General features: G+C 61.0%; 8 protein-coding genes and 1 pseudogene. All 9 read right to left on the bottom strand.

The window, feature by feature from the left end; translation table 11 throughout:
- Positions 1–78 (bottom strand): annotated as a pseudogene (locus AWB82_RS39075) (carbonic anhydrase); the annotation flags it as partial.
- Positions 57–254: a hypothetical protein gene (locus AWB82_RS35890; RefSeq protein WP_086973998.1), complete on the bottom strand. Its 198-nt coding sequence runs from the start codon at positions 252–254 to the stop codon at positions 57–59. The pseudogene AWB82_RS39075 and the gene AWB82_RS35890, both read right to left, overlap by 22 nt.
- Before the next feature lie 270 nt (positions 255–524).
- On the bottom strand, positions 525–911 hold the full coding sequence (locus AWB82_RS35885; RefSeq protein ID WP_086973997.1) for a hypothetical protein: 387 nt from the start codon (positions 909–911) through the stop codon (positions 525–527).
- A gap of 317 nt (positions 912–1,228) precedes the next feature.
- Positions 1,229–3,550 (bottom strand): AAA family ATPase, encoded by a 2,322-nt coding sequence (locus tag AWB82_RS35880; RefSeq protein ID WP_086973996.1) that lies wholly within the window; start codon positions 3,548–3,550, stop codon positions 1,229–1,231.
- The gene (locus AWB82_RS35875; protein WP_086973995.1) at positions 3,538–4,095 is read right to left on the bottom strand and encodes a hypothetical protein; all 558 of its coding nucleotides are present in this window, start codon (positions 4,093–4,095) and stop codon (positions 3,538–3,540) included. The genes AWB82_RS35880 and AWB82_RS35875 overlap by 13 nt, the downstream gene beginning before the upstream one ends.
- Before the next feature lie 16 nt (positions 4,096–4,111).
- Positions 4,112–5,275, bottom strand: a complete 1,164-nt coding sequence (locus tag AWB82_RS35870; protein ID WP_235023589.1) for a metallophosphoesterase family protein — start codon at positions 5,273–5,275, stop codon at positions 4,112–4,114.
- An 82-nt stretch (positions 5,276–5,357) separates the two neighbouring features.
- Positions 5,358–5,840 carry an NADAR family protein gene (locus AWB82_RS35865; protein ID WP_086973994.1) on the bottom strand — a complete coding sequence of 161 codons (483 nt, stop codon included), beginning with the start codon at positions 5,838–5,840 and terminating at the stop codon, positions 5,358–5,360.
- A 169-nt stretch (positions 5,841–6,009) separates the two neighbouring features.
- On the bottom strand, positions 6,010–7,338 hold the full coding sequence (locus tag AWB82_RS35860; protein WP_086973993.1) for a recombination directionality factor: 1,329 nt from the start codon (positions 7,336–7,338) through the stop codon (positions 6,010–6,012).
- The gene (locus AWB82_RS35855; RefSeq protein ID WP_200818288.1) at positions 7,335–7,604 is read right to left on the bottom strand and encodes a DUF7696 family protein; all 270 of its coding nucleotides are present in this window, start codon (positions 7,602–7,604) and stop codon (positions 7,335–7,337) included. Before AWB82_RS35855 ends, AWB82_RS35860 begins: the two co-directional genes overlap by 4 nt.
- Positions 7,605–7,848: the final 244 nt, after the last annotated feature.

Genomic DNA, 7,848 nt, shown 5'->3' with positions numbered 1-7,848 from the left:
GAGGCGAAACGCTGCGTTGTTGGCGTGATACAGCCATTTATCTAAGTTCGGCGCTTTCAGCTTGGCGTTGCGTGTATGCCGGTGCGGCTGGCATAACCGACGATCGGCTGCCGGTGCATTGCAATCCGCTCCTCGATTTCCGGGTCGTCATCGGCCGAGCCATCGACGCCGTAATAGTCCGCGTAAGCCATCAGCGCTTGGACGTAGCCGACCTTCTGGCCACTGGCGTATTGATCGAGCCAAGGCGGGATCATGCGGCACCCCGTTGCGAGGTTGCACTCTGCCACCGATGATCACGAACACCTTGGTATCGACGTTACGGACCCACGGGCGGACCTCGCCCGCGTGTGACGGCGTGCCGGCGATGTAATCGATCGCCGCTTCCAGGTGGACGAACTGTTCCGGCGTTGCGCCGAGCTTCGCTGCTTCGAACATAAAAGCACTCCACAAATGTGCGGAGCGACCCCTGCGGGTCGCCTGTCCGCTGAGGTTGAGAAAAAAGTTGATGGGCGATGTGGCGCCGCTTACTCGGTCACCTTCACGCTCTGCCACCAGCGACCGCCCGAAGGAAGGTCTCTGACGAAAGCGAAGCTATCCACTTCATTGCGCGTAAGCTCGATCACACCGCCTTTCAGGATCGCCGCCTGTAGATAGACGACAGTCGCGAGCGCGAGCGCCCCGTGCTGATCCGCGATGCCGGTCAGCGTTTCAACGGCATCGAGCAGCTCCGCGTGGAACTGCTTCGCGTGAGCGGCCTGGCGCGGCGATACGTCCGCATCGCCGATCGCGCCCAACACCGCATCGCACTGCGCCTGCGTGTCTTCAGGACCGTACTGCTCGGGTTTGATCCAGCTTCGGATCACCATGTCGTTGAGTACGTCGTCCGCGAAATCGGTGCATGAATAAGTCATGAGAGCGACTCCAGTAAAGTCAAGGTAAAGATGCCGTTGTCAGATACGACGAAGGCGCCCGGTGTCGAAAGCGGATGCGCGACTCAGGTACGGCGGGCGCGCCTGCTGAGACCGCGCGGTAGCCGGTGCAACTTGTTGCGCCGGCGGCAGGTGAGGCACCGCGTTCGAGTGAAAAGGACTGCCGGCTGCTGAGAGCAGCAGCATCAAAAGATTTGCCGTAAGAGATGAGCGCCAAGCGGCGCGAGATAGGAGGGAACGAGAAGCGCCCCCGCTGGGGTCCCCTGAGGGGGGCGACTCCCCACAAGAGTTCAGAGAAATCAGGCGGCAAGCGCCTGCACGTCGATGACTGCGTCGGCTTCTGCAACAAGATCGGGCGTCTGCGAGATGAAGAACTCTCGCTGGTATCCGCCTTGTCGCAGCACCTCTCGCTTCATGCGCATGAACTGCACTTTGCGCTCCGGATCGAGCGGACCGTCCGACTCGTCACTGAACAAGGTCTGATACGGCTGACCGGTGTTCTGCGCGAGATACAGTGCGATGCCGCGCGTGAGGCACTCGTTGATCCAGACCTTCTGCCCACCGGACATCACCGACACCGACTTGCTGCTGTCGGACTCGGCGTCATGGACGAGGATCTCGAAGCCCTCCCGCAGTTCGCCGCTCGCGAGCGTGCGCTGCGTGCGGATCTCCACGGTGAAACACATCCCGTAGCACGCGAGCAAAAGCTCGTTGACGGTGTGCGTGAGCGCCGGGCCAGCATCATCGATGGTCAGCGCGATCACGCCATCGTTGCCGAGGCCTTTTGCCAGAAGTTTCCAGCGCGCGATCTCGTCGGAAAGGCGATCGGCGCGCGACTGCGTCGCCGAGAACTTCTCCAACTCCACCGCTAACGCTTCGGCTTCGGCCTGTAGCACGCTCTGCGAGCGAATCGATTGCTCGATCCGACCGTCCAGCGCCGCAATCGCTTCGCGATTCGACGCAATGTCGCGGTCCAGCTTGGCAATCGCCCCCGTCACATCAACGGCGGCCAGCCGGCCGACCTCCTCAGTAATGCGAGCAAGATCCGCTGTCATACGCGCCCTCTCGGCCTCGTACTTAGCCGACCGTGCCGCACTTTCCTCAGCGATCGAGCGCAACTCCGCTTGCGCGGCTTCGAGCCCCGATATGGCTGCATCAAGAAGCGGCTTGCTGGCGGCAAGTTCTGTCGCCGCCTGCAAAGCACGACGAAGCTGTGCGGCCGCATCGGTGATGGCGAGCATTTCGACACGTTTGGCCGCCAACTCCGCGGGCACCAGCGCTAACGCTTCGGCTTGCGCCTTCTTCTCGCGATACTGCGCTCGAAGATCGGCAACGGACACGCGCTGCACTTCCGCCTGCGCTTTCGCCTGCAATGCCTGCGTAAGCAGCGGACATTGCGCATGCATCGAATGACCGACACAGGGGACCTGGTCGACCACCGCAGCCTGTTTTCTCAACGTCTCGAAGTGCGCGGCTTTTGTCGTGCCCGCGCTCATCAAGCCCGAGATTGACGTCTCCAACGTACTCAACGTTGCACGCTTGATTTCGAGGTCTGCGATGTCGCGTTGCAGAGGGGCAAACTTCGCGTCCTCCCGCGCAATCGCCAACTCGGCCTCTTCGCGCTTGGCTGCAGCACTCATGATGGCGTCACGGCGAGCCAGCGTTGCCTGGTGCGTCGTTGTCGTTCGGCTCAGCACGACGACACGCTGTTGGCTTCGAGCTGCCGCTGCCTGTTCGTCGTCGGCGGCGCTTTTCATGGCGCGCACCAATTCGTCGCGGCGCATACCTAGTTCCCGAAGGCGCGCCTCGGCTGTAGCCGATTCGCCCTGCTTTGCAGCGAGCGTCGCCCGCTCCTGAGTCAGCTTGCTCGCTTGCTCAAGCGCGGCATCGCGTTGCTCGCGAGCGCCACGCAAGGCGTTGCCCTGCGCAACGACCGACTGCTCCACGTCAGCTTTGCGTTGCCGATTACCGGCAAGCGCATTAAGTTCGGACTGTATGGCGTCCAGCGACTTGCCGAGCACCTTCGCGACTTCGCCGGCTTTCGCCGACACCGCCTTAAGGTGTTCGATACCGAGCAGTTCAGCCAAGAGCATCTTAATCTCGCCCGCACCGTAGGACGCAAGCGGTCGCCGGTTCTGAGCGGAAAAGACGCTCGTGAAGAACGTTTCCAACGAACCGTTGATCTCCTCGACACAGCGGTTGTACGACTCTGCCTTGCCGTCCGACACTGTTCCGTCGGGCAGTGACACCGGGCGCCACGTACCGTCGACACCGCGATAGGCCAGGTAATACTCCGCCTTGCCTGTCTTGCCCGGCTTGCGGAAGGTGAAGGACGAGCGATAGCGAATCCCATCGTGCTCCCATTCGAGTTCTTTCAGCGCGTTGGTGCCACAGATGTGATCCCAGTACGAGAAAGCATCGACGGACAGCTTCGACGCACGCGAGGGCATGATCGGATATGGGTGCAGGTTGTCCATGATCGTGGTCTTGCCCGCCCCGTTAGGGCCGGTCAAGGCGATCAGGCCATCCGGCAGCGATTCCAGATCGAGCGTCACGCTCTCGCGCTTCATGCCATCGCGCACGCCGACGAAGCCTTCCAGCGTCAGTTTCAGAGGCCGCATGACAGATCCTCCGAAACACTCATCGAAGCGGACATCGCTGCCATCTGCGCGTAAAAAGCCTCGTCGTCCTCGTTGGGAAACGGCTCGTTCATCACGACGGACGGCACCGAGCGCACCGGAGCTTTGGGCGCTTCGGGCGATTGCAGCGTCCCGTCGAGGGCGGCTGCGACATGATCACAGGCTCTACTGAACTCGCGGCGCGCGTTCGTGAGAAGCTCGGACCATCCGCTATACCCGGTGAGGCTGCGGATCTCGGTCGCCGACCACTGGCTTGCATACCCCTCTTGATACGACCAGAGCAGGTGCTGCATTTCCACGGTCGGCGTGATCGCAACTTCGCTCGCGCCGGGCGTGGTCGCCAGCAGCAGCAACGTCTGGCCCGCTTGCGCCAGTACAGCGCCGCGATGTTGACCGAACGGCTGATGCTGGATCGAGGCGGTGAACCCTGCGAGTTCGACCAACGACTTTTGCAAATCTCGCGACGAGCAATTGCCCAGCGCGAATGTGCGGATCCATTCCGGACCTGCGGGATAAAGACCGAACATGATGCCCTCCGATGAGTTAGGCGGAGTGCGCCCCTGTTGGGGATCGCTCCCCGCCAGGGTGAAGAAGAAATGAACTGCTCGAGAAAGGTCCTGCTACTACGAGTCGATGCGTCCAAAGACGCGGTGAAACCGCTGTTCCGATAGCCGAGAGAAACCCCGGGCTATCGGAACACGGCTTGTGTGTCCCAAGCACGCGGTCCACAGACTGTCGGTGCTCCTCGTCAACCTGCCAACGAATGCGCACGAACTTGTCGGTTGCATCCAGCGCGATCTCGGCGAGGCGCTGAATGTCCGGCGGCCCGTCGAAGTCGACGCAGATCGTCTGTCGCGAGGGCGTCACGATCAGATCGGCGCGCGCGCTGCCCACCTGTACGTCCCACATGAGAAAGCCTTTGTCGCCTTCCTCGCCGTAGTGGAACCGTCCGATGGAGCCCGGATAGGCCACGACACGGCCTGCCCGCTCCCACTGCTGCGATTTGTGGATGTGCCCAAGCATGAAGGCGTCGCATTCGGCTTCGAACAGACTGCCGAGCGAGAACTCGTGATCGAATCCCGCCATCGTCACGCCGTGCTCGGTCGTACAGCCGTTGACCGTACCGTGCGAGACCCCGACAGTTCGAATGCCAGCCGCGCGAAGACGCTGGTTGACGCGGCCTGCCGCTGCCAAATAGTCACCCAAGACAGCTTCGAGGCCGGTGCCGGCTTCCTTGGCACCGACAGCCGCGGCCAACTGCCCCTTGTTGACCGTGGGCAAGCAGGTGAATACGGCGTCAGCGCCTATCACCAGAACTTCGCGAAGTTCCTCCTCGGAGAACACCGGTCCGCTTGAGGCATAGAACCGCCCTTCGTGAAGGCTTACCTGCTGAACACGTTCTGCAACATAGATCTGATGCGTCGTTGCCATCAGTTCGAAGTTGCGCAGCGTGCCGGGCGGCTCATGCGAGAACGTGCCTTGCAGCATCAAGACTGGCATGCTGCCGCTTAGCCCATTGATGCGACGCGCGAGGCGGTTCAGCGAAGGCGCATGAGCGTCGAGACGATGGTCCGTCGCGTCGCCCGATATCACAGCAACGTTCGCGTGCGCGAGCACCGCTTGATCGGTGGCAAAGCCGAAGCAGCGGTCAGCTTCTTCGAGGTTTGCCGGCGCGTAGTGCAAGTCGGAGAAATGAGCGATTTTCAAAGTCGCCTCCTGGAAATGAAAAAGGCCACCCGAGGGTAGCCAGTGAATGTCGATACGCCGCATCGGCGCGATCGATAGAACGTTAGGAACTGAGCGTGTCGCGGACTTTCATCAGCGCTTGGCCCAAGAGGTTCAGGCCGCGCCACTTCGATTTATCCGTTATATCTGGATGGTGCTCGCCCAAGCCCACGCCCCATATTAGATCGTAGGGGCTGGCTTCAACGAGCTCTGTCGGCGCCGTTGCGAGCAATAGCGCGCGCAGGCCCGGATGCTGTGCGAACTTCTCGCGGCATCCTACATAGACGATCGACTCGCGCTTAGCCTTCCACGTGTCGAGCTCGAACCCTTTGACTTTGCGGCCGAGGGCTTTCTGTTCCTTCGGCAGATGGGCGGCAAGCACAGCTTGCGCAATGTCTTCGTCGCCGAATAGCTTGGCTTTCGAAAACATCATGAATTGCTCAACACTGACGAAGTCGACGCCGTGGTAGGAAAAGCGGCACGGATGCCAGTTGCTGAGCGCGTCTTCCGCGCCGAAGAACAGCGTGAAGTTGCCGACTCTACGCATCGGAAGCTCCTTCGCGTGAACAAGTAGATGGGCCGCCGAAGCGGACGGGATTCGATGCGCAGATACAGCGCGGTCGAAAACATTTGAGCAAGCGGTTCTTGCTGAAATGCTCTCATGCGCGAGCGGTAGAAGAAAGGATGCCAGCCCCCGCAAGGGGGACTGGCCAAGGTTAGACGTAAGCAGCTTGTGCAATCGCGTCCTGAATTTCGACGTCAAGCGAGGCGGGATCGTCGAGCGCGTTCTTAAGACGCGCATTCATCACATCTACATCAGCGATGCGTTCGATCCAGCCGCGACCGTACGTCTGGTGCGCGTATTTGCGAAAGCCGTTCTGACGCTCCGGCTGACTCAACCCCAGACGATGCAGCAGGTCCGACATGCGATGACGCTTGTCTTCGAGCGTCTCGTCGGGATCCGGCGAGTCGTCCTCATGACCACCATCATCGTGAGTGACCGATGGTGCGTCGTCGCCCGGATGTTCTACGCCGGCGGGCTGCCCGTTCGACGGAGGAACCGGATCGCCGATGGACTGTACCGTTCCGTCCGACTCCAGCAGTGCCACTGCACGACTGGCAGCATCGAGCGCCGGCTGAGCCTCGTCCGCGCCGTCCAGCAGTGCGCCCAGGTCAATGTCGGCATCCAACACCGTCAGCATCTGCTTTTGACGCACGGCCTGGCCGTTGTCATCGATACGTGTGATGTCGAATTCCTTCTTCGAGAGCCAGAAGCGTGTGCCGGTAAGCCTGCCGCGCGCCAGTGCCACGGTTTGCATCGCCGAGTACGCTTTCTGCAACACGTAGATGGAATTCGTCGGCAACTCGATCAGGCCGAGTCCTTTCACGTCGGGGACTGCGAACAGGAAGTTCGCGGTCAGGTTGCATTTTCGGTCCTGATACTGCGGACAGACGTGCGGATCGCAAACGCCATCGGGAATGTCGTCGTCTTGCCGGTGAACAACCAGTCGCCCGCCAAACGATCGACGCGCCCGCTGCGCGCGTGCATTGCGCTCAACCGGTGCGTATGTCTTGCAGTAGCGCTTGCCGTCGCGGTCGTACTCCGAGAAATACTGCCGCCCGGCCGTGGTGTACGCGGCCATTTGATTCGGCACGTTGCGAAGCCAGTCGTCGAAGGCGAACATGATGGGAAAGCGGTAGAGCCTCAAGCCCTGTCCCCGATCCTCGCCATACAGCCGCAGGATCTCGTCAGCCGTATCGGGATTCGAGAAATCCGAGCGTCTGCAAACGAAGTAGTCGACGTTTCGCGGAACGAGCGCGTTGCGCAGCTTCAGCGACGTTTCCAGCATCTTGCCGATCGCCTCAAACGACTCACCCGCGGCCACCATGTCGTTGTAGAGTTTGACGGCTTTTTCATTGGCCTGATGAGCGCGCGTGAGCACCTTAATACCTGGGCGAATCTTGCCGATCGTGGGCGGCCGAATAGCTCGCTCTTCGACGAGACTGCGCGGCGCGTGATCGAACATCTGGACAACAGCATTCATGATGGCTTCCTTGCAAGAACGAAGATGGCGTTGGTCCGCAGCGCTTCAGCCTGAGATTGCATCTCTCTGGCTGCCACACTGCCGCGACGTTCGCTGATATGGGAAATGAAGACAGAGCGCTGGGCGTCGCTATACATCGCGATCTGTGCGACTTCGCAGCGGGCACGCCAGATCGCAGACGTGGTATCCGCTTCTTCCCGCTCGCTATTGATTTGATGCTTGATGGCCTCGGCGATGCGCTGATTGAGGCGGTCGGGCAGCAACATGGAACAGCACCTCCGTTGAAAAAGGTCCGACTCGCAGGAAGCGACGGACGAAAAAAAGCCCGCTCCGGTGAGGGAGCGAGCTTCTTGAAATCTATATAGAGACCTACGCGCCACATCCCTTCCGGGGACGCGGCGTGCAGGGAGCGCCCGGAGATCCGGGGCGCTCAGTCAGAGAACGTAAAGTCGTTCTCGCGCAGCATGGTCACGCCGCGCAACAGCCCTTTTCGGAATTACTTCCGCCGCA

It is taken from the genome of Caballeronia glebae (genome assembly GCF_001545035.1).
In the GTDB taxonomy this organism is placed as follows: domain Bacteria; phylum Pseudomonadota; class Gammaproteobacteria; order Burkholderiales; family Burkholderiaceae; genus Caballeronia; species Caballeronia glebae.
This window is presented reverse-complemented; position numbering and strand designations above follow the sequence as displayed.

What these genes read in the sequence shown, in the direction of transcription:
- AWB82_RS35890 (WP_086973998.1), bottom strand. Translation starts at nt 254, where the DNA reads ATGATCCCGCCTTGGCTCGATCAATACGCCAGTGGCCAGAAGGTCGGC.
- AWB82_RS35885 (WP_086973997.1), bottom strand. Translation starts at nt 911, where the DNA reads ATGACTTATTCATGCACCGATTTCGCGGACGACGTACTCAACGACATG.
- AWB82_RS35880 (WP_086973996.1), bottom strand. Translation starts at nt 3,550, where the DNA reads ATGCGGCCTCTGAAACTGACGCTGGAAGGCTTCGTCGGCGTGCGCGAT.
- AWB82_RS35875 (WP_086973995.1), bottom strand. Translation starts at nt 4,095, where the DNA reads ATGTTCGGTCTTTATCCCGCAGGTCCGGAATGGATCCGCACATTCGCG.
- AWB82_RS35865 (WP_086973994.1), bottom strand. Translation starts at nt 5,840, where the DNA reads ATGCGTAGAGTCGGCAACTTCACGCTGTTCTTCGGCGCGGAAGACGCG.
- AWB82_RS35860 (WP_086973993.1), bottom strand. Translation starts at nt 7,338, where the DNA reads ATGAATGCTGTTGTCCAGATGTTCGATCACGCGCCGCGCAGTCTCGTC.
- AWB82_RS35855 (WP_200818288.1), bottom strand. Translation starts at nt 7,604, where the DNA reads ATGTTGCTGCCCGACCGCCTCAATCAGCGCATCGCCGAGGCCATCAAG.